The organism is Acinetobacter sp. UBA1496, from assembly GCF_002324975.1.
GTDB lineage: Bacteria > Pseudomonadota > Gammaproteobacteria > Pseudomonadales > Moraxellaceae > Acinetobacter > Acinetobacter variabilis.
Genome location: NZ_DCRI01000077.1, coordinates 1 through 24,293, shown reverse-complemented (window position 1 = coordinate 24,293; position 24,293 = coordinate 1). Strand labels below are relative to the sequence as shown.

General features: G+C 42.1%; 24 protein-coding genes. 15 read left to right on the top strand and 9 right to left on the bottom strand.

Annotated elements, in window-relative coordinates; all coding sequences use genetic code 11:
* Position 1: 1 nt before the first annotated feature.
* Positions 2-475 carry an Rrf2 family transcriptional regulator gene (locus B3143_RS08845; RefSeq protein ID WP_004786058.1) on the bottom strand — a complete coding sequence of 158 codons (474 nt, stop codon included), beginning with the start codon at positions 473-475 and terminating at the stop codon, positions 2-4.
* A 111-nt stretch (positions 476-586) separates the two neighbouring features.
* Complete coding sequence (locus B3143_RS08840; RefSeq protein WP_004786056.1) at positions 587-1,237, bottom strand: hypothetical protein; 651 nt, start codon at positions 1,235-1,237, stop codon at positions 587-589.
* 205 nt (positions 1,238-1,442) lie between these two features.
* Here B3143_RS08840 and B3143_RS08835 point away from each other — a divergent pair, with 205 nt between their 5' ends.
* The 3 genes from B3143_RS08835 to B3143_RS08825 all read left to right on the top strand — a co-directional run bounded on the left by B3143_RS08835 (position 1,443) and on the right by B3143_RS08825 (position 4,348).
* The gene (locus tag B3143_RS08835) at positions 1,443-1,922 is read left to right on the top strand and encodes a phasin family protein (RefSeq protein ID WP_004786053.1); all 480 of its coding nucleotides are present in this window, start codon (positions 1,443-1,445) and stop codon (positions 1,920-1,922) included.
* 157 nt (positions 1,923-2,079) lie between these two features.
* Positions 2,080-2,352, top strand: coding sequence for an HU family DNA-binding protein (locus B3143_RS08830; RefSeq protein WP_004786051.1), 273 nt, complete (start codon positions 2,080-2,082; stop codon positions 2,350-2,352).
* A 130-nt stretch (positions 2,353-2,482) separates the two neighbouring features.
* Positions 2,483-4,348: a SurA N-terminal domain-containing protein gene (locus tag B3143_RS08825; RefSeq protein ID WP_286740118.1), complete on the top strand. Its 1,866-nt coding sequence runs from the start codon at positions 2,483-2,485 to the stop codon at positions 4,346-4,348.
* A gap of 116 nt (positions 4,349-4,464) precedes the next feature.
* Here the strand turns inward: B3143_RS08825 and B3143_RS08820 are convergent, their stop codons facing one another.
* Complete coding sequence (locus tag B3143_RS08820) at positions 4,465-5,337, bottom strand: DUF2797 domain-containing protein (protein ID WP_004786045.1); 873 nt, start codon at positions 5,335-5,337, stop codon at positions 4,465-4,467.
* Between the two features lie 35 nt (positions 5,338-5,372).
* Here B3143_RS08820 and B3143_RS08815 point away from each other — a divergent pair, with 35 nt between their 5' ends.
* Both B3143_RS08815 and B3143_RS08810 read left to right on the top strand, forming a co-directional pair.
* Positions 5,373-5,843 (top strand): DUF6231 family protein, encoded by a 471-nt coding sequence (locus tag B3143_RS08815; RefSeq protein ID WP_004786043.1) that lies wholly within the window; start codon positions 5,373-5,375, stop codon positions 5,841-5,843.
* 113 nt (positions 5,844-5,956) lie between these two features.
* Complete coding sequence (locus B3143_RS08810; protein WP_004786041.1) at positions 5,957-6,631, top strand: YidB family protein; 675 nt, start codon at positions 5,957-5,959, stop codon at positions 6,629-6,631.
* A 58-nt stretch (positions 6,632-6,689) separates the two neighbouring features.
* On the opposite strand, the gene B3143_RS08805 is transcribed toward B3143_RS08810, so the two are convergent.
* From B3143_RS08805 to B3143_RS08795, 3 genes are read right to left on the bottom strand one after another with little or no spacing between them, the layout of a single operon-like run.
* Positions 6,690-7,310 (bottom strand): OB-fold-containig protein, encoded by a 621-nt coding sequence (locus B3143_RS08805; RefSeq protein WP_004786039.1) that lies wholly within the window; start codon positions 7,308-7,310, stop codon positions 6,690-6,692.
* Positions 7,311-7,330: 20 nt separating this feature from the next.
* On the bottom strand, positions 7,331-7,639 hold the full coding sequence (locus B3143_RS08800; protein ID WP_373684488.1) for a Rieske (2Fe-2S) protein: 309 nt from the start codon (positions 7,637-7,639) through the stop codon (positions 7,331-7,333).
* A 14-nt stretch (positions 7,640-7,653) separates the two neighbouring features.
* Positions 7,654-8,658, bottom strand: a complete 1,005-nt coding sequence (locus tag B3143_RS08795) for an adenosine kinase (protein WP_004786035.1) — start codon at positions 8,656-8,658, stop codon at positions 7,654-7,656.
* 261 nt (positions 8,659-8,919) lie between these two features.
* Here B3143_RS08795 and B3143_RS08790 point away from each other — a divergent pair, with 261 nt between their 5' ends.
* The 3 genes from B3143_RS08790 to B3143_RS08780 all read left to right on the top strand — a co-directional run bounded on the left by B3143_RS08790 (position 8,920) and on the right by B3143_RS08780 (position 13,621).
* Positions 8,920-9,369, top strand: coding sequence for a GNAT family N-acetyltransferase (locus B3143_RS08790; RefSeq protein ID WP_004786033.1), 450 nt, complete (start codon positions 8,920-8,922; stop codon positions 9,367-9,369).
* A 147-nt stretch (positions 9,370-9,516) separates the two neighbouring features.
* Positions 9,517-12,456, top strand: a complete 2,940-nt coding sequence (locus B3143_RS08785; protein ID WP_004786030.1) for an insulinase family protein — start codon at positions 9,517-9,519, stop codon at positions 12,454-12,456.
* A gap of 22 nt (positions 12,457-12,478) precedes the next feature.
* Complete coding sequence (locus B3143_RS08780) at positions 12,479-13,621, top strand: phospholipase A (RefSeq protein WP_286740113.1); 1,143 nt, start codon at positions 12,479-12,481, stop codon at positions 13,619-13,621.
* A gap of 63 nt (positions 13,622-13,684) precedes the next feature.
* On the opposite strand, the gene B3143_RS08775 is transcribed toward B3143_RS08780, so the two are convergent.
* The 3 genes from B3143_RS08775 to ilvA all read right to left on the bottom strand — a co-directional run bounded on the left by B3143_RS08775 (position 13,685) and on the right by ilvA (position 17,381).
* Positions 13,685-15,025, bottom strand: coding sequence for a TrkH family potassium uptake protein (locus B3143_RS08775; RefSeq protein WP_286740111.1), 1,341 nt, complete (start codon positions 15,023-15,025; stop codon positions 13,685-13,687).
* Positions 15,022-15,678 carry a potassium channel family protein gene (locus B3143_RS08770; RefSeq protein ID WP_004786024.1) on the bottom strand — a complete coding sequence of 219 codons (657 nt, stop codon included), beginning with the start codon at positions 15,676-15,678 and terminating at the stop codon, positions 15,022-15,024. The genes B3143_RS08775 and B3143_RS08770 overlap by 4 nt, the downstream gene beginning before the upstream one ends.
* A gap of 164 nt (positions 15,679-15,842) precedes the next feature.
* On the bottom strand, positions 15,843-17,381 hold the full coding sequence (gene ilvA / locus B3143_RS08765; protein ID WP_104426159.1) for a threonine ammonia-lyase, biosynthetic: 1,539 nt from the start codon (positions 17,379-17,381) through the stop codon (positions 15,843-15,845).
* A 104-nt stretch (positions 17,382-17,485) separates the two neighbouring features.
* On the opposite strand from ilvA, the gene rpiA reads away from it, so the two are divergent.
* The 7 genes from rpiA to B3143_RS08730 all read left to right on the top strand — a co-directional run bounded on the left by rpiA (position 17,486) and on the right by B3143_RS08730 (position 24,223).
* Complete coding sequence (rpiA, locus tag B3143_RS08760) at positions 17,486-18,157, top strand: ribose-5-phosphate isomerase RpiA (RefSeq protein ID WP_004786020.1); 672 nt, start codon at positions 17,486-17,488, stop codon at positions 18,155-18,157.
* 129 nt (positions 18,158-18,286) lie between these two features.
* On the top strand, positions 18,287-18,967 hold the full coding sequence (locus B3143_RS08755; RefSeq protein WP_004786018.1) for a M48 family metallopeptidase: 681 nt from the start codon (positions 18,287-18,289) through the stop codon (positions 18,965-18,967).
* Between the two features lie 198 nt (positions 18,968-19,165).
* On the top strand, positions 19,166-20,221 hold the full coding sequence (gene argC, locus B3143_RS08750) for an N-acetyl-gamma-glutamyl-phosphate reductase (protein ID WP_171064832.1): 1,056 nt from the start codon (positions 19,166-19,168) through the stop codon (positions 20,219-20,221).
* A gap of 76 nt (positions 20,222-20,297) precedes the next feature.
* Positions 20,298-21,044 carry a DUF6776 family protein gene (locus B3143_RS08745; RefSeq protein ID WP_004786014.1) on the top strand — a complete coding sequence of 249 codons (747 nt, stop codon included), beginning with the start codon at positions 20,298-20,300 and terminating at the stop codon, positions 21,042-21,044.
* Between the two features lie 18 nt (positions 21,045-21,062).
* On the top strand, positions 21,063-21,476 hold the full coding sequence (gene clpS / locus B3143_RS08740) for an ATP-dependent Clp protease adapter ClpS (RefSeq protein WP_034170359.1): 414 nt from the start codon (positions 21,063-21,065) through the stop codon (positions 21,474-21,476).
* Between the two features lie 9 nt (positions 21,477-21,485).
* A complete protein-coding gene (clpA, locus tag B3143_RS08735; RefSeq protein WP_004786010.1) occupies positions 21,486-23,762 on the top strand; it encodes an ATP-dependent Clp protease ATP-binding subunit ClpA in 2,277 nt (758 codons plus the stop codon).
* A 107-nt stretch (positions 23,763-23,869) separates the two neighbouring features.
* On the top strand, positions 23,870-24,223 hold the full coding sequence (locus B3143_RS08730) for a YnfA family protein (protein ID WP_004786008.1): 354 nt from the start codon (positions 23,870-23,872) through the stop codon (positions 24,221-24,223).
* Positions 24,224-24,293 lie beyond the last annotated feature (70 nt).

Here is a 24,293-nt window from a genome sequence, read left to right as displayed (position 1 = left end):
GTCAAATACCTGTAACCGATAAAAGGGCTGAATCAATGTTTGCTGAATTTTGGCGTAATGACACGGTTTGTACGTTGTCACGGGCTACAAGGTCAGCAAGGGTGATTTTTGCGAGATAATCGGCAATGTGGTGGGAGAGTTCTTGCCATAAATCATGAGTCAAGCACATCGCGCCATTTTGGCAGTTGCCTTTATGGTCACAGCGAGTCGCATCAACTGTTTCGTTTACAGCTTCAATAATTGCTAACACAGTAATTTCATCTGCGCTGCGTGCTAAATGGTATCCACCATTGGCACCGCGAACACTCGAAACTAGACCATGACGTTTTAGTTTCGCAAATAACTGCTCGAGATAGGCAACAGAAATAGTTTGACGTGCTGCAATTTCAGCAAGCGTGATCGTTTGTTCAGATGGCTGCAAAGCTAAATCAAGTAGAGCAGTCACTGCGTAGCGACCGCGAGTGGTTAGGCGCATGATTCGATACACATGGTTAGACTAGATGTGTAGATTTTATGAATCCCGACTAAATTAGTCAAGTTATTTTTGTGAATGGCGAGCGTATTTCATTTTCTGAAATTGAAAGAATTACGCGTTGATCCAATTATACACTAATAATGCAATCAAAAGTAATGTGATTATACTAAAGGCCATATTGATCTGCTTTTGACGGCGTTCCATACGTTTAATGCGGTTGCGATACTGTTTAACTTCAACTTGCAGGCTATTAATTTTAGAACGTTGATCTTCAATTTTCTTTAATAAAGGCGCAATACGTTTTCTTGATGAAACAATATCGGTCTCATCTGCTGGTGGTTCAGATAACCAGTGTTTCCAGTCGGACAATACTTTAGGTAAGGCAAATAAAGTCAGTAAATCACGGAACTCGTCTTTTAAAACCTGATTGCCGTCAATACGCATCGCACGAATGCTTCTGCGATTGCCAAAGATAAAAATTTTAATCAGATCTATTAAAGTGGTGCGAACATCCAGATCAATAACTCTGCCTGGTGCTTTATAGTCAAATAACAGCCCGTCTTTGGTAAACTGAACATAGAAATCAAAATATGGAATATAACTATTGATTTTTATTGTAATATTCTCATCTACAAACTTCTTCGCCTGAAGAGCAACAACACGGTCATGTTTGAGAATGAACGTGAATATTGTTTCTAAAACGATCAAAGTCATTGTAAGCAACAAATGTGGTTGATTTTGACTTTGTTGCGATCCACTCATATATACAACCAATCCTTACCTGAAAATTAAAATGAAAAAGCATCCTGCTGAGTAAAAGATTTCAGGGTTAAATCAAATTAGACTTGAAATAAAGTGCTTTGTAGAACAGTTTAGCAAATCTATCAAGCCCTAAATTTGCTATTATGCGGTGATTTTGTAGATAATTTTATGATATTTGCATAGAAAATAAGCAGGAGTCGTGTACATGGATAAAACAAAAACGACACAAGATACAGATCAGGAATTGATTAAGAAACCAGTGAAGAGTAAGTCAAAGGCTGCCTCAGAGCGACGCTCGATGCTGGACTTTCGAAAATATACCAAGCAGATCTGGTTAGCTGGCCTTGGAGCATTTTCCCGCGCAGAGGAAGAAGGCAATAAACTGTTTGACTCGCTGGTCAAGGTCGGAGAAGAGCTGGAATCCAAAACAGCCGATATTGCAGATCAAACTGTGGAAAAAGTCTCCGAAAAAGCACGCGAATCTGTGACAGATACCAAAGATAAGGTTGAAAAACTGATCGACAACTCTGTTCATCATTCCTTGAATCGTATAGGATTAGTAACACTGAAGGATGTACAACATCTGGAGCGTTTAATTCTTCAGTTGCATGCCAAGGTTGATGAATTGACCTTGCAGCAAGAAAAAATACAGAAAGAATTATCGGAAAAAATACACACAAAATGACTTTCTTCATAATTCAATGTTTTTTTCGCATATATTTTGAAAAAAAAGAGGTTTATAAGTATTGCGTTTATACCTAAAGCATTGCTATAAAGGCGTTATGGTAGTTTAAACAAATTCTTGGACCTTAAATAAACGATATTAAGAGGACGTAGTTTTCATGAATAAATCAGAATTAATTGATGCAATTGCAGAGAAAGGGGGATTATCTAAGGCTGACGCAGGTAAAGCTTTAGATGCTACAATTGCTTCTGTTACTGAAGCTTTAAAAGCGGGTGATACAGTAACTCTAGTTGGTTTCGGTACTTTCGGCGTTAAAGAGCGTGCTGCACGTACTGGCCGTAATCCACAAACTGGTGCTACTCTTGAAATTAAAGCAAGCAAAGTACCTAGCTTCAAAGCAGGTAAAGGCTTAAAAGACGCTGTTGCTTAAGCTGCTTCAATCCTAAAACGCGCCTTCTTTGGCGCGTTTTTTATTGATAGATTTAATTGTTTTGATTAACACATTCATTCAATGGGTTTTTTCGGTTAAAATCCTCTGCAAATAAAATATTGGAATACTTATGGAATCTTTTCGTAAAGTTATTAAGGGTTGGTTGGGCAAGGTCTTGCTCGTTCTGTTTTTAACCCCTTTAGCGCTTGTAGGTATTGAAGGATATTTTAGCGGCGGGAATTCTGATGCAGCAAAATCAGTCAATGGAACTGATATCTCTAAACAAGAATTAGAGTCACTGACAAAATCATTCAAACAACAATACTTAAGTTATGCCAATGGTGATGAAACCTTATTAAATCAAAGCTTCATCGATCAAAAAGCGATGGATACCCTGGTTGCGCGTACTTTGCTTTTGCAACAGGCAGAAAAACTGGGGATTAGCCTGAGTGACCAGCAGATCGCACAAATGATTTCACAGCAGCCTTCTTTTCAGGAGAATGGCAAATTTTCTAATGCTTTATATGAAAATTATCTGAAATCAATTGGCATGACCAACAATGCTTTAGTAGAAAGTTTACGTAAAGACCATGCACTGAAAATGCTGTCTTCTACTTTTATGGATTATCCACTGGTCAGTCCGGTAGAAATGCAGCAAATTGCAGATCTGCAAACTGAACAGCGTCATATTCATATCGCTAGCGTGAATCTGGACAGCTATAAAAAAGCAGTAAAAGTATCAGAAGCTGATATTGCAGCATATTATGAAAAGCACAAATCCCAGTTCAAGCAACCAACTAGCGTTGATGTGGATTATGTGGTGATCAAGGCGAGCAATATTGATACTGCCAATGTAGCGGTTACTGATGCAGAATTGCAGGAAGCCTATAATAAATTTGTGGCTGACCAGAAGCAGAATGTGAAACCAGAGGTTAAACATATTCTGGTGACTGCTGATAGTCGTAGCGATGCTGAAGCCAAAAAACTGGCAAGCGAAATTGCAGCTAAAATCAAAGCCGGTACCACTTTTACACAAGCAGCAGCTCAATACTCTGAAGATCCTGAATCTAAATCTAAAGGCGGTGCTATTGCTGTGTATGAAAAAGGCGTGTTCGGTACTACTTTTGATCAGACTGTTGCATCTTTAAAATCTGGTCAAGTTTCAGCGCCTGTTAAAACAGATTATGGCTACCATATTATTTCAGTCCAATTGCCTGATGTGGCAGTTCCATCTTTTGAATCTCAAAAAGCACGTTTATCTGAAGAAGTATTGGCAGCAAAAAAATCTAATGTATTCTCTGATACGGTAAACAGTCTGAATGACATGGTCGTAAGTGCGGAATCGCTGGATGTTGTTGCTCAGGAAGTGAAGGGTGTTCAGGTTCAGAAAGCAAATGGTGTGACCCTTGCGACACGTGATCCATTGCTAAGTAATGCGGCTGTCAAAGTTAAACTATTTAATGATGACGTGAAAAATGGCGACCGTAATGCATCGTCAAGCATTCAGTTAGCCAATGGTGATGTGGCTTGGGTAAAAGTTCGCAATTATCATGCAGCGGGTGAGCAGACACTGGCAGAAGCTAAACCAGCAGTAAAAGCGAAACTAATTCAAGATAAAGCATTTGCTGCGGCTAAAGCTGAAGTGCAAACTGCATTAAATGAGTTTAAAACCAAGCCTGCAGCATCAGTTGCGAAAGGTAAACTGGTATTTGAAGATGCAGGCATCTATACACGCGCAGAAGGTCTGCTTAAGCGTGATGTACAACGTGCAGCATTTAGCGTACCAGCGCCTAAAGCAGGTCACTGGTCAGTAACGACAGCAAATATGCCAAATGAATTGGTTGTTGTGGCAGTTTCTGAAGTGAAGAAAAATCCGATCGATGTTTTAAGTGCAGAGCAACGTAGTGAACTGGTGAAATTATATCAACAGCTTCGTGGTCAACAAGAATTTGATGACTATACGCGTTACTTAAAATCTCACGCAAAAATCAAATAAGATTCGATTGTAAAAAACCAGCCTGAGGGCTGGTTTTTTATTATTCTGAGTAGTGAAATAAATCATATCGAAAATAAAAAAGAGAGCATATAGCTTTCTTTTAAAATCCGGCTATTTTATTCCGCTCTAAAAATCAGCTCATAACCTGTATATTTTCGGATATTAATCACGCCAGTATTTAGAATCAGATATTGACCTTTAATTCCTTGTAATTTGCCTCGGATCACTGGAGTTTTGTCCAGATTGTGAGATTTGATTTTGTCTGGATATTGCTCTACCGGATAAATGAACTCACGCGGTAATTCCTTGTCCAGTACTTCAATATTCTCATTAAACTGCAAATTCTGATTAAACTCTTCACGAATGGTTTGGATTTTTGGTGCAAATTCTTCAATCAGCTGATCGCGAACCTCAATCAGATTTAAAGGTTCCGCTTCGCCTTTGAGTAATTTACGCCAGTCAGTTTTATCTGCGACCTGAGTACCAAACATCACTTCCAGTTTACCGGAAAGACGGCGAGAACCCACTTTCATGATAGGAAGGGCTTGAGTTGCACCTTGATCCAGCCAACGAGTCGGCATTTGATTGATACGGGTAATTCCGACTTTCAATGCACTGGAATTGGCCAGATAAACAATATGTGGCTGGAAGCAGACATTCTGTGCAAACTCATCTTCCCGGCAGGTGCCTAAATGATAATGGCAGGTTTCCGGTTTCATGATACACATATCACATGAAGCTTTAGTTTTAAAACATTTAAAACAGTGGCCTTGTGAGAATGATTTAGAAGTTTTTTTGCCGCAAGAAACACAATAGATATTTCCTGTCCATTCAATCTCGATTTCCTGACCTAACTGGAATGGAAGGTTAATTTCTGATCCATCTAATATTAATTTATATTCAACATTTGCCCGCTGGGTATTTTGATCAGTTACACTAAGCTCTGTAAGACCGACGTGCATTTTATGGCAAATGCCCTGAAGTTCCATAAAAAATTACTCACTTAAATCATAAGGATGCAGTCATGGCTGAACAGAATGTCATCACTTCAATGCTAGACGATTTCGCTAAGGAACAGCCAATTCATACTGCTATTTGTATCGGGCAGGATTTAACCCAATCTCAATTTCAGCAATCTATTCAATGGCACTATTTTAACGTATCTGAGGTTTTAAATCTGCCTTTTCAACAGCGTTATGACCTGGCAGTAGTGATGCTGGATACTCCTGAAACCTTAGCATTGTCAGAGCAGCAGAAGAGTCAAATTCTGGTTAAAATGCGTGATTTATTTGCAAAACGTCTGGTGGTGGTGAGTCGCTTGCAGGACGAGAAACTGCTCAGGTCTCTAGGTTTGACCCAGTTGATTGACAAGACGGTTCATGGGGCAGATTTTGCACTCTGGCAATTCAATATTTTGACTTATAAACATGTGCCGGATTGGTTTAACTCTAAATTCTGGGCTAACCCTGAAAACTGGGATAAATATCGCTGGTAAAACTGGAGGGCTGATAAGGTCTTATATCAGTATTGCAAATATTAACAAAATCCTGCATGGAAAATAGGAGCCAAGACTCTATTCTGTAGAGAAGCCGTATACAGGAATGAGTTATGACCAATCTTAGTAGTATTGTGGAAATGCTGGCCAAGCAAGCCTTGGGAAATAACCAGTCGCAATCCCAGCAGCGTTCATCCCAGCAAGGGGGATTGGCAGATATTCTTGGATCAGTATTGGGTCATATCAATAATGCCAGTCAGCAAAACCAGAATCCAAATCAGCAGCATCAAAACTCACAACAGCAAAACAAGCAAAATGGTCTAGGTGCAATTTTAGGTTCTGTACTCAGTCAGCTCGGAGGTGGGAGCCAATCTTCCGCTCGACCGAGTTCTGGACTGGGTGGCAGTTCAACGACAAAGACTTTATTGATTGCTGTCTTGCCTCTGGTCTTGGCCTGGATTCAGAAACAGGGCGGTTTGCAAGGAGCCTTGGACAAACTCAAAGGACAAGGTTTAAATAGCCAGGTCGATGACTGGGTCTCTACTGGCCCGGGTGAAAATGCCAATGTTGATCCGCAGCAGGTACAAAACCTGTTTGATGACCAGGAAGTAGAACAGGTCGCAGAACAGACCCATGTGCCTAAACAGGATGTCTATAGCGCCATTTCTCAGGTCTTGCCGCAGATTATTGATTCACTGACACCACAAGGTGAGCAAACCAGCAAGCAGGAAGCCAATAATGATATTCAGAATGTATTGAATATGGTCTCAGGCTTGTTTAAAAAATAAATCTATCTATCCAATAAAAAATCCCGACTTTTAGCCGGGATTTTTTCTATTGAATTCTTTAAGCTTCTTCCAGATTCAAGCTAAAGAGTCGGTTGGATTTACAGATCTTCTTGGCCACATAATGCGATTTTCTAAGACGGATTAAAATAATCTGAGACTGAAATTCCAGTTCGCCAAATTCAGGTTCGACCTGAACATAGTGCAACTGACCATACTCATCCCGAACTCGCGCTTGGGCAGAAAACCCGGGTCGGGCATTACCGCTCGAAATTGTGGCTAAACGGCCTAACAGGTTTACATCATTCTTTTTATATTTAGGTGGAATGACCTGATCCAGACAATGAATCATAAATACGGTAAAGAAAATCGCAATGATCAATGCCGGTAGAATGATGTAATAGGCTGGTAAGAAATGATATTCCTCTGAATAGATCAGAAACTGAAGCAAATAGCCGGCAAAGCTAAAATTCATCAAGAAGAAAAAAACAATCAGGGTTTTGGAAAATTTAACATTTAGCCATTCAACATTCTGAAAGTCATATGGGGAAATGCGTTTCAGGAGTTGACTGGGTTTAAGCTTAAAATAGAAGGCAACTGTTTTTGCCATACCAAGCAGAATGATGAACAATAAACTGAGATGAAATGGCATCAGGTTATAGTCAAGTAAAAACTCAGGCATGGCAAAATCCGTTTTAGCTATTATTCTGAAAGATAAATTCCGCCATCAGAATGCACGGTAATATCAACTTTTTCAAGTGATTGACCTTGGCAAGGTCCAGAAATACATTCACCGCTTTCTACTACGAACAGCGCACCATGAGTAGAGCATTCAATAAACTCCTGATCACGGTCCAGAAACTGGTTTTCCAGAAATTCCAGTTCTACCTGTAAATGTGGACAAATATTCTGGTAAGCATAAAACGAACCATCACGCTGGGTGATAAAAATTGTATCCCCATTTGGAAGTTCAAAAGAGCGTGCTTCACGCTCTGGAATATCGTCAGTCATGCAAATTTTAAACATTAAGCACATTCCTTAAGAACATCTTTCAATAATGCTGCGTATTCTGAAACAGCCAGACGTGGACCAAATTGCGCTACCACTTGGCTAGACACTAAAATTGCCAGTTCTGCTGCTGTTTTTAAGCCAAGACCTGCGTTAAGTGCATATAAAAAAGCACCCGCAAAAGCATCGCCAGCACCATTGGCATCTACTGCAGTTACAGCACGGCCCGGTACAGTAAAGCTTTCACCATTATTGGAAATAAGCGCACCCTCAGCTGACATTGTAATGACAACGTATTGGCTTAATTCTTTGAGTTTAGCCAAAGCTGCTTCGATGGTATCTGTTTGGGTGTACATCAATGCTTCTTGCTGGTTGCAGAATAAGAGATCTACACCATCTGCAATCATTTCATCCAGACCGGTACGAGCATATTGCACCATGGCAGGATCAGAAAGGGTAAATGCGATTTTAACCCCATTGGCTTTGGCAATTTCACGCGCCTGTTTTACGGCCTGACGCGCTGTTTCTGAAGTGGATAGATAGCCTTCGATATAGAGCCATTTAGCGGTTGCTAATGGCTGGAAATCAATCTGTTTATCTGTGAGTTCAGCAGTAATACCTAAATAGGTATGCATGGTACGTTCAGAATCTGGGCTGACCAGAACCATACAGGTGCCAGTTACACCTTCGCTGATCGATTGGGTTGTGGTTTTAATGCCAGCTTCATTTAAGCCATGCAGATAGATATGCCCCAGATCATCATCACCGACACGGCAGGCATAGAATGCAGAGCCGCCTAAAGCTGCAAATGCAACCGTAGTATTGGCTGCTGAACCGCCTGAAGCCTGACCTTTATAGGTTTGAGTTGCTTTTAAATTTTGATACAGAGTAGCCTGAGCTTCACCATCCGCAAGTTGCATGGTGCCTTTTTGCAAGTGATGTGCAGTTAAAAACTCATCAGAAACTTTAAATTCCTGGTCAATCAGCGCATTGCCAATCGCAAAAAGGCCAACAGTAGACATATTCAAATATCACATTAAAAATGAAAGTGCTAAGTTTACACGATTGCTCGGGTTTGCTGTAGTTCACTGAAACATTTTCAGAATACTTTAAAAAATACTCTAACTTATTCAGCTTGAATCTTTGGTCTAAGAATTGGTTTATTTTTAAACGGTGGAGAGTACAGGCATTGATTTAAAGGTTGGATTTTATTTATAAGATTAGAGTACCAAGCAGTTATACTGGTGCGACATTTGAACAATCATCTAAAACAGTGTGGGTATATGGATATTAAGATTGTAACAGCCGAGCAACTCCCTGATCAGATTGACACTTTAGCGACACTGGCGCGTAAAGAAGGTTATGACCTGATTGATAAGTTAATTGAAGAATACCGCACTGGAAAAAACTGTTTCAGTCAAACTAATGAATTTCTGGCCTGTGCCTATGATGGTAATAAACTGATTGCCTGTGGCGGATTAAACCAGCAATGGGGTGATAACGGCATTGAAGAACGGATTGGACGGGTACGTCGTTTCTATGTGCATCCAAAATATCGCCAACATGGTGTAGGTAAACAGCTTCTGGCTTATCTGGAGCAGTTGGCACGCCCATTTTATTCAGCACTTTGTTTACAGACCGATACCAAACTGGCAGCCAGTTTCTATCAGAAACAGAACTACGTCTTTGTTGAAAACCACCCGAGTTATAACTATTTCAAGTATATGATCTAGAGATCATTGCCAAACCTGATCATTTAAAAATCAGATGATCAGGTTTACTTAATTCGATCAAAATCCTCGGTTTTCTGCGTGAATAATTCAAACAACTACAGCTATAATGCGAATAATAATTTTTTAATTTAAGCATTAGGAGATCGCATGACTGTAGATGTCACTGAAACCATTTCTCAAACTGTACATCCTGCGTTTCAGTTGGTACGTCAACAACATGTTGAAGCTTTAGACATTTTAGTGTCTGAATATAAGCATAAAGTGACTGGCGCCACTCATTATCATCTGGCGACCAATCATGATGAAAATGTTTTTCTGGTTGCGTTTCGCACTCAGCCAATGGATTCAAAAGGTGAAGCGCACATTCTGGAACATACTGCACTGTGCGGTTCAGAAAAATTCCCGGTACGTGATCCGTTCTTCTTGATGATTCGCCGTTCGCTTAATACTTTTATGAATGCCTTTACAGCGGCAGACTGGACGGCTTATCCATTCGCAACTCAAAACGATAAAGACTTCCAGAACTTATTAGAAGTTTATATGGATGCGGCTTTCGCTGCGAACCTGAATCCGTTGGATTTTGCTCAGGAAGGCATCCGTATTGAACTGGAAAATGGCGAGCCAGTGTACAAAGGCGTGGTATTTAATGAAATGAAAGGGGCAATGAGCTCACCTTCAGATCAGCTTTATCATACTTTGGCGCATCATCTATTCCCGGATACTACCTATCACTACAACTCAGGCGGCGATCCTAAAGATATTCCAGATCTGACTTATGAAGAGCTGGTGAACTTCTATAAAACGCATTATCACCCAAGTAATGCTGTATTTATGACCTTTGGTAATAAATCTGCTGCTGAGTTACAGGAACAGTTTGAAAATCTGGCGCTGTCTAAATTTGAAAAAGGTGAAACACTTTATTCAACACCAGAAACCCGTCTAACTGCACCTCTGAATGTGACAGAAACCTATGCAGTGGATGGCGAAGATCTGAAGGACAAGACTTATCACGTATTGTCATGGTTATTGCCGGAAGCGAGTGATATCAAGCTACGTTTGGGTTTGCGTCTAGTAGAAGGGATTTTGCTGGAAGATTCAGCATCTCCACTACGTCATTACTTGGAAACCTGTGGTTATGCACAGTCAACTGGTCCATTCATGGGCGTAGATGATTCCAACTTTGAAATGACTTTCTACTGTGCGGTTCAAGGTTCAAATCCTGAACATGCTGAAGAATTCAAAAACGGAGTTTTCAAAGTCCTGGAAGATGTTGCCTCTAAACCTGTTGATCAACAGGCAGTGGATGCAATCCTGCATCAGATTGAGCTGCATCAGCGTGAAATCAATGGCGATGGTACACCGTATGGTCTAAGCCTGATCTTGAGTGGTTTAAGCAGTGCAATTCACCATCGTGATCCGGTAGAAGTCTGGGATGTAGATTCTGCAATTGCTTCAGTAAAAGAAGAGCTACAGGATCCAATGTGGTTATCAAATCTGATTAAAGATCATCTTTTAGATAACCCGCACCGTGTTCAACTGACTTTAGTTCCAGATGCAAGCAAATCTACCAAGGAAGCTGAAGAAGAAAAAGCACGTCTGGCTGAAATTGGTAAAGCTTTAACTGAAGAGCAAAAAGCAGAGATCAATGCCCAAACTGAAGCATTAAAGATCCGCCAAGATACCCCAGACGATTTAAATCTGTTACCTAAAGTTGGTCTGGAAGATGTGCCTGCGGAATTGCAGATTGTTCAAGGCCAGTTGCGTGAGATTATCTGTAACCGCGTAGATACGCCGTTGAATCTTTATCATGCAGGTACTAATGGGATTTATTACCAACAGGTATTGGTGAAAATTCCAGATAAAGTGGTGCAATCACCGTATTTCAACCTGTTGTCTATTTTAATGGGTGAAGTTGGTGCGGGTGAATATGATTACCTGCAATTCCAGCAACTGCAAACAGCAGTCAGCGGTGGTCTGGGCATGGGCGCTTCATTGCGTTCTAAAGTGGATGACAAAAACAAGATCAGTGCGTGGTTAACTTTAACGACTAAATCTTTGGCCAGCCATCTAGATGCGATCCGTCTGTTAAAGATCGGTTTTGAGCAGCTACGCTTTGATGAAAAAGGTCGTATTATTGAGTTATTACAACAGCGTAAAACTCGCTGGCAATCACGTATTTCCGGTTCGGGTCATAGCTATGCGATGCAAGTGGCATCACGTCAGCATAGCGCTCTAGCCTTGCGTGATTATCATAATACCGGTCTGGGTGCTTTGAACTGGCTGATTAACTTGGTCAATCAGGCTGAAAAAGAGCCAGCAGCTTATGACGCCATGATTGATGAATTAAAACGCATTCATGCAGTCTTGCTGCAAGCACCAAAACAATTCCTGTTGGTGTGTGAAGAACAGCAGTCTGAGCGTCTGATTGAAGAAATTCAAAATGTCTGGGATAAGCTGGAAGTGAATACTGCACCTGCAGAATTGACTCAGGTTGAAAAAGTTAATCATAGCAATGATGAAGCCTGGTTGATTCAGACCAATGTGCAGTTCTGTGCAGCAGCTTATCCTGCGGTAGAAGTTTCACATCCTGATGCTGCTGCCTTGATGGTATTGGCAGGCTACTTGCGTAATGGTTATCTGCATAGCGCAATCCGTGAAAAAGGCGGTGCTTATGGTGGTGGCACAAGCTATGACGGCAATGCATGTTCATTCCGCTTCTATAGTTACCGCGATCCACGCTTGGCAGAGACTTTCCAAGACTTTGATGCAAGTATCCAATGGTTGCTGAACGCACCTCAACAACCGCATCAGCTGGAAGAAGCCATCTTAGGTTTAATCGCCAGTATGGACAAACCAGGCTCACCAGCAGGTGAAGCGATTACTGCCTGTTATGCCTACCTGCATCAACGTACGCCAGCATTCCGTAAACAGCTTCGGGAACGTTTGTTGCATGTCACTTTAGATGACTTGAAACGTGTTGCACAGACTTATCTGGTTGAACAGCAAGCTTCAAAAGCGGTGGTTGCGCCATTTGCCAAACGAGAAACTTTAGAACAACTCGGCTTTACAATTCAGCAAGTTCAATAAATAAAAACAATGAGGATAGAGGATGGCGCTTAATTCTATTAAGCGCTCAACTTTGCAGCTGGGCGTTTTGCTTGGCTGTGTAGTTGGGACGCAAGTTAATGCGGAAGATAAAACTGTAGCGAGTAGTCCGATGCCGGCAACGGCGGAGGCTTGCTCTGCGGTTGAAACCAATTCAGAACGCTTGGCCTGTTATGATGCGGTATTTAAAATACCGGCCGATAGTAAGCCTGAGATTGTTTCTGAACGGCGTGCAGCCATAGAAATTGCGCCCGAACCCGATAACCTCAAAGCGAAAATTGAACAGACCGTTTCCAATATCTATGCTTCAGAAGGATCAAAGCTGACTCCGGCTTTATCTTTGCTGGATAGTCGTTGGGAACTGTCGCCGGAAAGTAAACTGGGTACCTGGAATATCCGTTCCTATCAGCCGATTTATCTGATGCCAGGATTCTGGACTTCCAAGAAAAACGAGTTTCCGCAAAGTGAAAACCCAAATAACACCGTTGAAGAAGACCAGAATTTGACCTCGATTGAGGGGAAATTCCAGTTATCTTTAAAAACCAAGGCGGTTGAAAATATTCTGGGTGATAATGGGGATCTCTGGCTGGGCTATACCCAGTCTTCACGTTGGCAGGTGTATAACTCGGAAGAGTCCCGACCATTTCGTGAAACCAATTATGAGCCTGAAGCCAGCCTGATCTTCCGTACTAATTATGATCTGCTTGGTTTGAACTGGCGTATGCTGGGACTAACCCTGAATCATCAATCAAATGGCCGTTCCGATCCATTATCTCGTAGCTGGAACCGGGTAATGCTGAATCTCGGTTTTGAAAAAGACAACTTCGCCATGATGCTGCGTCCTTGGTATCGTATTGAAGAAGATCGTGCAGATGACAATAATCCCGAGATTAAAAACTATATCGGGCGTGGGGATTTAACTGCATTTTATCGTCATAATGCCCACGATTTCTCCTTAATGTTACGTCATACACTTAAGGGTGGTGATGATAATCGTGGTGCAGTCCAGTTCGACTGGTCATTTCCGATCAGTGGGCGTCTACGCGGTCAATTCCAACTCTTTGATGGTTATGGTGAAAGTCTGATTGATTACAATCACCGTGCGACCTATGTGGGTCTGGGTGTGTCATTAATGAACTGGTACTAATCTGTTTCATGTAAAAAACCACGCTTAGGCGTGGTTTTTTGCTTATGCGTATTCATTTAAATCTTAACCAATCTGAATTTCTGAAGGCGGATGTTTAAGACGGCTCTTTTTCGGTGTTGCAATTAAATAAGCAAGGGTCAAAGGTCCTAGACGACCCGCATACATCATTAGCATCAGAATGATTAAACTCGCTGGCTGCAATTCTCCAGTAACACCACGCGTTAATCCAACCGTACAAGCAGCAGAAACCGCCTCAAACAGCAAATCTAAAAAATCATGATCGGGTTCTAGAATAAGTAAACTCATAAAACCGGTCATGACCAGACCTGCAGTAATACACACAACCGCTAAGGCTTTAAAAGTAGTTTTCTCAGAAATAGAATGGTTGAACAAGCGGATTTCATCTTCACGGCGTAGAAAACTGATTACGCTGATCACCACAATAATAAAGGTGCCGACTTTAATTCCGCCTGCCGTACTTAATGAGCCGCCACCAATAAACATTAAAAAAATGGTGACTAGACTAGAGGCATCGCTCATCTGGTCCATGGGCAGACTATAAAAACCCGAGGAGCGGGGAACTGTGGCATGAAACCAGGCGTTGAGCGCCTGATCACCTACGCTCATCAGCGCTAATGTTTGTGGATTAGAGGCTTCTAATAGCCAGAGTACAATAAAAGCACTCAGGTTAAGACCCATAATGGTAGTCAGAATCAGTTTGCTATTCGGACTGAGCTTGCGCCAGCTTTTATTCTGTTTTACATCCATCAGAACCAGAAAACCGATCCCGCCAATGATATAGAGCATGCTGATCGTGAAGGTCACGAAATACTGGCCGGAAAAGCTCATTAAGCTATTGGGGAAAAGAGAAAACCCGCCATTATTAAACGCAGAAACACTATAGAAAGCTGCGTAAAACAGTGCTTCACCAAAAGGATAATCTTCTAGCCACGTCAAGGTTAAAATCAGGGTGCCAATCGCTTCAAAAAACAGGGAATATAGGAATACCGCTTTAATGGTAAAACTGACTTTCTTTAAACTGGTCTGGCCAATAGATTCCTGTGCCATCACTTGCTGTCTTAAGCCAAGTTTAGGCGACAGGCTCATGAAAGCGAGTATGGCAAAGGTCATAAAGCCGAGGCCACCACATTGCAGCAGGAACATAATCACGACCTGCCCAAAAGGTGTATAAGCTTCACCAACATTGACCACAGATAGCCCGGTAATCGTCACTGCAGAAGTTGCTGTAAAAATCGCTTCTAACCAGCTGATTTCAGTTTGATGGGCAAAGGGCAGCATCAGTAATAAAGAACCAATAAAAATCAGCCCGAGAAAACCTAAGGCCAGCAGACTCGGTGGACTGAGATTGACAATCCTGTTCTGGTTTAAATTTGAGCTTTTCATATGACCTTAAAATGCTTGGACAAACGGCGTAGAGGGTTCAGCAATCCTTCGACCACCAGAATGTCACCTTCCTTAAGTAATAGTCCAAGATCTACGATATGTTGTATTTCAGTGCCACGTTTATGCAAGAGAACTTTGATTTCGGGAACCTGACTCATTAACTTGTGTAAAGGAGTGTCATGATGATCGACATGAATCTCGATTTTGACAATATAGTGATCATCTTCAAGTGACATATAACGGCTAACCATCGGGTAGCTGAGTGATTGTGCCACACGGACGCCCATATCTTCTTCAGGGTGAATAATTTTTTCGACGTTCAGATGAGTCAAAATCATATGGTGGGCTTTGGATTTGGCTTTGGCCCAAATTTTCTTTACACCCATATTTTTTAGATGCAGTACACACAGAATGCTGGCTTCAATATCTTCACCAATCGCGACTACGACTGCTTCACAGCGCTGGATATCCAGCTCATCCAGGACATGCTCATCGGTTGCATCGGCAATGACCGCATGGGTGAGCTGATCAGAAATATTTTCCACATATTTTTTATCGAGATCGATTCCAATCACATCATGTTTCAGGCTGATCAGTTGAGTCGCTACTGTTGCACCGAAGCTGCCCAGCCCAATGACTGCAAATAATGCCATGCATATTTCCCTAAATCTTTTTATTTCAAATCAGTTCGTATCTAAGTAAGTATCTTAAAGATTTTTATAGTTTTCAGCTATCTGGCCTTACATAAATACTTCATACATTTTCTTTCAGCCGGATATAAAAAAACCGCCTCGAAAGGCGGTTTATATTAAACTGATTATTTCAAGAAACGCTGATAACCCAGGTTATTGGTGATTTCTTCATATGGATAAGTGATGCTTTCCAATGTCTCAATCAAACCATCTGGATTCTGTTTTGCATCTTCCGCTTCCAAGCCGACCAGTACGCGACCTTCAGCTGCGCCGTGGTTGCGGTAGTGGAACAGGGTGATGTTATGAGTTGGGCCTAGACGTTCAAGGAAAGTCAATAACGCACCTGGACGTTCCGGGAATTCCACGCGGAACAGGCGTTCATTTTCAATATCGGCATGACCGCCAATCAGGTAACGAATATGCAGTTTTGCGACTTCATCATCAGACAGATCATCAACGTCATAGTCGAATTTCAGGTTTTCATAGATTTCCTGACGTTCTTTTTCGCCATTTTTTAGGCTGATGCCGACAAAAACCTGAGCTGCAGAAGCATCACTAGAGCGGTAATTAAACTCGGTGATATTACGGCCTTGAAGGGCACGACAGAATTTCAGGAATGAGCCTTTTTCTTCTGGAATAGTTACGGCAAAGATGGCCTCTTTGCGTTCGCCCAGCTCGGTGCGTTCGGCAATATAGCGCAGACGGTCGAAGTTCATGTTCGCACCGCAAACAATCGATACGATATTCTTGCCTTCAATGCCGTGTTCCGCTACATATTTTTTGATACCAGCCAACGCCATTGCACCAGATGGTTCTACAATACTACGGCATTCGTCATAGGTATCTTTAATTGCTGCACAGACTTCATCAGTATTGACCAGTACCACATCAGGTTCAACAATTGGACCAGAGTTATCTGATTTTTGCAGGCGGATGACCTCAAAAGGTTTTTCACCAATTTGTGCCACTGCAGTACCATCGGCAAATAAACCGACAGATGGAAGAATCACACGTTCATTGGCTTCTAAGGCCGCTTTTAAGCACGCGGATTCATCATATTCCACAGGAATAACTTTGACATGCGGAGCAACATCTCCCAAGTACGCTGCAACACCGGCAATCAGACCACCACCACCAACAGCAACGAAGACATATTCTACATCACGCCATTGACGCAAAATTTCATTGGCAATGGTGCCTTGACCGGCCATCACCAGTTCATCGTCATAAGGTGGAATAAAGGTCATGCCATCTTCTTGGGCACGTTGAATCGCATATTTATTGGCAACATCAAATGAATCACCGTGCAATACGACTTCGCCACCTAAGCGTTTTACCGCCTGAACCTTGATATCAGGGGTGGTTTTTGGCATTACGATAATCGCGCGAATCCCCAGCTTTTTCCCTGACAGCGCCACGCCTTGGGCATGGTTGCCTGCTGAAGCTGTGATAACGCCACGTTCGAGTTGTGATTTCGGTAATTGACTAATACGGTTATAGGCACCGCGTAGCTTGAATGAAAAAACCGGTTGTAAATCTTCACGTTTAAAGCGAATGTTATTATTTAAGCGCTCGCTAATTCGTGGCGCTGCTTCGAGTGGGGTTTCGATTGCAACATCGTAAACAGTTGCTTGTAAAATTTGTCGAACCAAACGAGACAGCATGTTAATTTTCCATCTAACAGTTTAAAATAAGCACTTATTGTAACAAACCACGCGGCTTTGCGGTTTAAAAATACTGCGAAAGTCCAAAATAGTTGAGTGATGTCATGAGTCTATATGCAACCCAAGATGAGAAAAAGCAAGCTGCAGCAAAAGCTGCGTTAAAGCACTTACCAAAAGGGGGCATTTTAGGCGTCGGTACTGGGAGTACTGTTAACTTCTTAATCGAACTTTTGCCTGAACTTCAATTGGAAGCAGCAGTTGCAAGTTCTGAAGCCACTGCACAACGCCTTAAAAAATTAGGCATTGAAGTTGTCGATATGAATAGCGTGGGCGGTCTGGATGCTTATGTCGATGGTGCGGATGAAATTGACCGTCATATGCACATGATCAAAGGTGGTGGTGCTGCGCTTACACGTGAAAAAATCGTGGCGTCGATTGCGAAAAAATTCGTATGTATCGTGGATGATTCGAAATGGGTAGAGCAGTTGGGTCGTGATTTCCCACTACCTGTTGAAGTGATTCCAATGGCACGTTCAGCAGTCGCACGTAAGTTGGTGGCATTAGGTGGTGATCCTGCTTACCGTGAAGGTGTAGTGACTGATAATGGAAATGTTATTTTGGATGTGCATAACCTGAATATTCTGAATGCGCTTGAGCTGGAAAAAACCATTAATGACATTCCAGGCGTCGTATGTAACGGTATTTTTGCGATCAACAAGGCGGATATAGCGATTGTTGCGACCAATAACGGCATTGAAGAACGTACTGCGGTTTAATTTTAACTCATTGAAGAGCTAATCTCCCCAAACCCCTCTTTAAAAAAGAGGGGCTTTCTCCCTCCTTTGAAAAGGTGAGCAGCACTGCTGCGCAAGGAGGAGGATTTAAATAACGATTAAATATAAAAAATGACCCTAAACGACCTACCTGAAATTCAAATTACTCGAAATGTTCGCTCAACACGTCTCAGACTGCGTGTAGAAGGTGATCAAATCCGTTTAACCGCACCTGTATTTTGTAGCAAAAAACAGATTCAGAATTTTATTGATCAAGCTGAAAGCTGGCTACTGAAAACATGGAAATTGCAGCAGGAAAAAAATCAAAGTATTGATAGATCTTTACCAGCAGAATTGCAGCTTTTCGATCAGGCTCAGCCAATCCAGATCGTGTATCAAAGTCAAAAGCAGAACTTTGTTTTTGATGCTAAATTATTACAGCTATCGATCAGTGACCGTCATCCTGAAACCTATTTAAAAGCCTTTGCCATTTCTTATGCTAAAGAACAGTTGCCTGTTTATCTGGACAAAGTAAGCCAAGAAACAGGATTATCATTTAACATTTGTAATGTTCGCCAACCGAAAACACGATGGGGCAGTTGTTCTGCCAAACATGACATCATGCTAAATAGTGGCATCATTCTGTTTCCTGAAAATATCGTGCGTTATTTATGTGTGCATGAATTAGCCCATACCCGGCATTTTGACCATAGTCCTCGTTTCTGGGCGGAAGTGGCAAAGCATGATCCAAACTATTTAACTCACCGCAAAATTCTGAAAAATACTGTCATGCCATATTGGTGGGCAGCTTAAGAATATCTTTAGAGGAACGAAGATAGTATTTACTTACTTCTAAATAGCCTAAGCAAAAGATATAATTCTCTTAAAGTTTTTAAAAACACTCAAAATAGAAGCGTAAATAAAAAACCATCAATCCCTAGTGAAACAGTTTAGAAAACCTCAAGTTCCTGTCATACTACAGCCCATAAAGGAAACATCTAGTTTGAGGTAATCATCGTGATTTCAGTGGGTATTGTGGGTGGTACAGGTTATACAGGCGTTGAACTTTTACGTCTATTACTGCGACATCCGAATGTAGAAGTTAAAGCACTGACATCACGTACTGAAGCAGGCCGTCGTGTTGACGATATGTTCCCGAGTCTGCGTGGACATACGGATCTTCAATTTTCTGACCTTAGCCTTGATCTTTTAAAATCATGTGATGTGGTATTTTTCGCGACACCACATGGCGTTGCCATGAAACATGCTGAAGAACTTATTGCAGCTAATACCAAGGTAATTGACCTTGCAGCGGATTTCCGTTTGCAAAATCTGGAACAATTCGCAAAATGGTATGGCATGGAACATGCTTGCCCAGAAGTATTAAAAGATTCTGTTTATGGTCTGTCTGAACTTAATCGTGAACAGATCAAACAGGCGAGTGTGATTGGTAATCCGGGCTGTTATCCAACGACAGTTCAGCTTGGTCTGGCACCCGTATTGAAATCAAACGAAGCCTTGGTAAAACCAGAAAGCATTATTATCGATGCGAAATCAGGCGTATCAGGTGCAGGTCGTAAAGCAAGCCTGGGCATGATCTATTCTGAAAATGCTGATAATTTTAAGGCTTATGGCGTTGCAGGCCATCGTCACCATCCTGAAATCGTAGAAGCATTGGAAAACATTTCAGGTCAAAAAGGCGTATTTGACCATATCCTGTTTGTGCCGCATCTGGTGCCGATGATTCGTGGCATGTTATCAACGATTTATATCGACTTGACTGAAGCAGGCCAGGAAGCTGACTTGCAGTCACTGTACGAGCAATTCTATGCCAATGAACAGTTTGTTGATGTGATGCCAGCAGGCAGTTCGCCAGAAACCCGTTCGGTGCGTGGTGCTAACCAGTTGCGTATCGCACTGTATAAGCCACAACCAACCAAACTGGTGATTCTGGTGGCCCAGGACAATCTGGTCAAAGGTGCAGCTGGTCAGGCAGTACAAAACATGAATCTGATGTTTGGCTTTGCAGAAAATGCAGGCTTGAATAATATTGGTTTATTACCATAAAAAACGTATTAGAACTTCACACACATTTAGATTTGGATTTAAATGTGTGTCTTGAACAAAGTATACAGAGATCAAAATGCCGAATAATGAGTCAAACATGACGATCCAGGAACCCTCTACAAAGAAACCATTGATGAAAGGCAATACACCTTTGGTAATCGGTGCTGCTGTGTTGATTCTGGGTAGTGGCTTGCTGGGCTATACGGTCGGGCATCGGCAAGGTTTGACTGCGGTGGGTTTTGAGGCGGATGCGGAACAACTGGTTGAAGTAGTACAAAAACAGAAAACCAGTTTGGAAACACTGAATAAATCTCTGAATACAGCGGTACAAGAACGTGATCTGGCCGTTAGTAATGCCAATGATCTTTATCTTGCAGCAAATAAGGCGCGTGATGCCCAGGAGCAGGCTGAAAGCGTTGGTACGATCTACCGCGAGATTTTGCGTCAACGCGGTGGTTTAGCATTAACAGTTCAACATCTGGGGATCAAAGCTTTACCTGATAATGCCTTTGAATACCAGATTGATCTGGTTCAGGTCAGTCCGGGCAAAAATCGCGCCTCTGGTACAGTGGAACTGCGCTTGATTAAGGGCACTGAAATTCTGGTCGTGCCGCTTGAAGATAAAAACTTTAATTTCGACAATTACGAACGTTTGACTGGTCGCTGGACCATGCCTAAAGGCTTTAAACCAGAATTTATTGAAGTGCGTCTCTCAGGTGCTAAGCCTGTAATTCGCCGTTTTAGCTGGGATCAAGGGAAAGCTGTTGAAAGCCAGTCAACAGTCCTGTCAGAGATTCCAAAAACTGAAGCAAATGCAAATTAAGTGTGAAATAGAAATCGTATGCCAAGCAATAAACGTCCAAAATGTTTAAGTGAGATCAAAAATTCTTTTTACGAGTCCGGCATGGTTGATTGGCATATTAGCCCGCGTTTAACAGACGAGCCTTTTCACGATGATGACGCTGACCTTGCAGTCCAGACTGCACCTCCTGAACTGAAGCGTCCACCGATGTATGCAGTGGTGTTATTGAATGACGACTACACTCCAATGGAGTTTGTAATTGAAATTTTACAACAATACTTTGCAATGAATCTTGACCAAGCTACACAAGTAATGCTAACTGTACATTATGAAGGAAAAGGTGTAGCTGGGGTCTATCCTCGAGACATTGCGGAAACCAAAGCGAACCAAGTCAATAATTACGCTCGATCTCAAGGTCATCCTTTACTTTGCCAGATTGAGCCGAAAGATTAAGGGGGTTGCATGCTCAGTCGTCAATTAGAAGTATCACTACGTTTGGCTGTCAGCATGGCTCGTCAAAAGAGACATGAGTTCCTGACCGTAGAACATTTATTATTAGCTTTACTCGACAATGATTCTGCCGTGAATGCCTTAAAAGCATGTGGTGCAGATATTATCGTTTTGCGTAAAGAATTAGAAGAGTATGTAGAACAACATACCCCTAAACTCGGTGAAAATAGTGATCAGGCACCTCATCCTACAGAAAGTTTTGACCGGATTTTGCAACGTGCAATTTTCCATGTTCAATCCAGTGGCGGTGATCGTACTGTAGAAGGCGCCGATATTCTGGTTGCGATGTATTCTGAGCGTGATTCTTTTGCGGTTTATCTGCTTAAACGTCATCAGATTAACCGTCTGACTTTAACTCAGTACCTTTCTCATGGTACGCGTAAAGACGAAGTACAGTCTGAAGAAGAAATTGAAGAGCTGGATGGTGAATCGGCTTCTTCCAATAATTCTGGTCCGCTAGAGCTGTATACGACCAATTTGAATCTGGAAGCTCAACGCGGCAAGACAGATCCATTGATTGGCCGTGAAAAAGAAATTGAGCGGGCAGCGCAAATTTTATGCCGTCGCCGTAAAAATAACCCATTGCTGGTCGGTGATCCAGGCGTGGGTAAAACGTCGATTGCTGAAGGTCTGGCTTGGTTGATCGTAAATGGTAAGGCACCAAAACCGCTAGAAAATGCTGAAATCTATAGCCTAGATATCGGTGCGCTGGTGGCGGGAACTAAATACCGTGGTGATTTCGAAAAGCGTTTAAAACAACTATTAAATGCCTTGAAGAAAAAACCGGATGCAGTGCTGTTCATTGATGAAATTCATATGATCATCGGTGCAGGTTCAAGCATGGGCAGCACTATGGATGCATCGAACCTGATCAAACCAGCATTAGCGAACGGATCTTTACGTTGCATCGGTTCAACCACATTCCAGGAATATCGTCAGGTCTTTGAAAAAGATCATGCCTTGTCACGTCGGTTCCAAAAAATAGATGTGAATGAACCTTCGATTACAGAAACGATTGATATCTTGCGTGGCCTGAAATCTAAATTTGAAGATTTCCATCATGTACAGTATGACGATCAGGCACTGGTTTCTGCGGTTGAGCTGTCAGCGAAATTTATTAATGACCGATTCTTGCCAGATAAAGCGATTGACGTGATTGATGAAGCCGGCGCACAACGACGTTTGAAAGCTGAGCAAGATGACAGCCTGATTACGGTTGAAAACATCGAAGACATTGTGTCCAAGATTGCCCGTATTCCACCGAAAACCGTCTCTAAAGATGATAAGTCTGTACTGGAGAACCTTGAGCGTGATCTGAAACGTGTGGTCTTCGGCCAGGATGAAGCAATTGAAGCTTTGGCTTCTGCGATCAAACTGTCTCGTGCAGGTTTGAAATCTCCAGATAAGCCAGTCGGTAGTTTTGTCTTCGCTGGTCCTACCGGTGTGGGTAAAACTGAAGTTACCAAGCAATTGGCGAAAATTTTGGGTGTAGAGCTGGTACGTTTCGATATGTCTGAATATATGGAACGTCACGCAGTCTCTCGTCTGATCGGTGCGCCTCCTGGCTATGTTGGTTTTGACCAAGGTGGTTTGTTGACCGATGCAATTCACAAAAATCCGCACTGTGTATTGCTGCTGGATGAGATTGAAAAAGCCCATCCAGATGTATTTAACTTGCTATTACAAATCATGGATCATGGTTCATTAACGGATAATAATGGTCGTAAGTCCGATTTCCGTAATGTGGTGCTGGTTCTAACGACTAATATTGGTGCGGAAAGTATTTCTCGTGTCAGCATTGGTTTCATGGAACAGGACAACAGTAATGACAACCAGGAAGCAATGAAGAAAGCGTTCTCGCCAGAATTCCGTAACCGTCTAGATGGCGTGATTCAGTTCAAGGCGTTGCCGAATACCATTATTGAAAATGTCGTGGATAAATTCCTGACTGAACTTCAAGCACAACTGGATGAGAAGAAAGTGGTGCTGGAGGTGGATCAAAGCGCACGTGAGTGGATGGCTGAAAATGGCTATGATCGCTTGATGGGTGCTCGACCAATGCAACGTCTGATTCAGGAACATCTGAAAAAACCATTGGCTGAAATGATCCTGTTTGGTGAACTGGCCGAAAATGGTGGTAACGTTTCAGTTTCTGTGAAGAAAGAAAATGGTAGGTCTGTCGGTCTGAAACTTGAAGTCTTCGAAGACCAGACTGCTGAACCAGCTTAATCATTGAATAGATCATCATCAGACCCGTGTTCGCACGGGTTTTGTTGTTTTATTTACCCTTAATTTATGTACTCTTGGTTTAAAGAGTTTCTGATTTAGAGAAATATATGGATATTCAGATTAGCAAGCTTTTAACTACGTTTTTTCTGTTTTTATTAACGGCATTGATGGAAATTTTGGGCTGTTATTTTCCTTACCTGATTTTAAATCAGGCTAAGAGTCAGTGGTTGTGGGTTCCGGCGGCATTAGCCTTAGCTGCGTTCGTCTGGCTTTTGACTTTGCATCCAGCCGCTTCTGGGCGTGTTTATGCCGCCTATGGGGGAATTTATATTTTCTCAGCGTTGATGTGGCTGAGATTCGTGGATCAGGTCAGCCTTTCACGTTGGGATCTGCTGGGTGGAGTGGTGGTCATTCTAGGTGCGCTGATTATTATTTTACAGCCACAAGGTTTGATTCGTTAATCGTCTAGGTGTGTTTAGCAATTAGAACTAATCTAAATATAAAAGGCAGCGTAAGCGTCCGCTGAATCCC

Excerpts from the sequence above, each read along its gene's own strand:
- B3143_RS08845 (WP_004786058.1), bottom strand. The coding sequence starts at position 475 with ATGCGCCTAACCACTCGCGGTCGCTACGCAGTGACTGCTCTACTTGAT.
- B3143_RS08840 (WP_004786056.1), bottom strand. The coding sequence starts at position 1,237 with ATGAGTGGATCGCAACAAAGTCAAAATCAACCACATTTGTTGCTTACA.
- B3143_RS08835 (WP_004786053.1), top strand. The coding sequence starts at position 1,443 with ATGGATAAAACAAAAACGACACAAGATACAGATCAGGAATTGATTAAG.
- B3143_RS08830 (WP_004786051.1), top strand. The coding sequence starts at position 2,080 with ATGAATAAATCAGAATTAATTGATGCAATTGCAGAGAAAGGGGGATTA.
- B3143_RS08825 (WP_286740118.1), top strand. The coding sequence starts at position 2,483 with ATGGAATCTTTTCGTAAAGTTATTAAGGGTTGGTTGGGCAAGGTCTTG.
- B3143_RS08820 (WP_004786045.1), bottom strand. The coding sequence starts at position 5,337 with ATGGAACTTCAGGGCATTTGCCATAAAATGCACGTCGGTCTTACAGAG.
- B3143_RS08815 (WP_004786043.1), top strand. The coding sequence starts at position 5,373 with ATGGCTGAACAGAATGTCATCACTTCAATGCTAGACGATTTCGCTAAG.
- B3143_RS08810 (WP_004786041.1), top strand. The coding sequence starts at position 5,957 with ATGACCAATCTTAGTAGTATTGTGGAAATGCTGGCCAAGCAAGCCTTG.
- B3143_RS08805 (WP_004786039.1), bottom strand. The coding sequence starts at position 7,310 with ATGCCTGAGTTTTTACTTGACTATAACCTGATGCCATTTCATCTCAGT.
- B3143_RS08800 (WP_373684488.1), bottom strand. The coding sequence starts at position 7,639 with ATGACTGACGATATTCCAGAGCGTGAAGCACGCTCTTTTGAACTTCCA.
- B3143_RS08795 (WP_004786035.1), bottom strand. The coding sequence starts at position 8,658 with ATGTCTACTGTTGGCCTTTTTGCGATTGGCAATGCGCTGATTGACCAG.
- B3143_RS08790 (WP_004786033.1), top strand. The coding sequence starts at position 8,920 with ATGGATATTAAGATTGTAACAGCCGAGCAACTCCCTGATCAGATTGAC.
- B3143_RS08785 (WP_004786030.1), top strand. The coding sequence starts at position 9,517 with ATGACTGTAGATGTCACTGAAACCATTTCTCAAACTGTACATCCTGCG.
- B3143_RS08780 (WP_286740113.1), top strand. The coding sequence starts at position 12,479 with ATGGCGCTTAATTCTATTAAGCGCTCAACTTTGCAGCTGGGCGTTTTG.
- B3143_RS08775 (WP_286740111.1), bottom strand. The coding sequence starts at position 15,025 with ATGAAAAGCTCAAATTTAAACCAGAACAGGATTGTCAATCTCAGTCCA.
- B3143_RS08770 (WP_004786024.1), bottom strand. The coding sequence starts at position 15,678 with ATGGCATTATTTGCAGTCATTGGGCTGGGCAGCTTCGGTGCAACAGTA.
- ilvA (WP_104426159.1), bottom strand. The coding sequence starts at position 17,381 with ATGCTGTCTCGTTTGGTTCGACAAATTTTACAAGCAACTGTTTACGAT.
- rpiA (WP_004786020.1), top strand. The coding sequence starts at position 17,486 with ATGAGTCTATATGCAACCCAAGATGAGAAAAAGCAAGCTGCAGCAAAA.
- B3143_RS08755 (WP_004786018.1), top strand. The coding sequence starts at position 18,287 with ATGACCCTAAACGACCTACCTGAAATTCAAATTACTCGAAATGTTCGC.
- B3143_RS08745 (WP_004786014.1), top strand. The coding sequence starts at position 20,298 with ATGCCGAATAATGAGTCAAACATGACGATCCAGGAACCCTCTACAAAG.
- clpS (WP_034170359.1), top strand. The coding sequence starts at position 21,063 with ATGCCAAGCAATAAACGTCCAAAATGTTTAAGTGAGATCAAAAATTCT.
- clpA (WP_004786010.1), top strand. The coding sequence starts at position 21,486 with ATGCTCAGTCGTCAATTAGAAGTATCACTACGTTTGGCTGTCAGCATG.
- B3143_RS08730 (WP_004786008.1), top strand. The coding sequence starts at position 23,870 with ATGGATATTCAGATTAGCAAGCTTTTAACTACGTTTTTTCTGTTTTTA.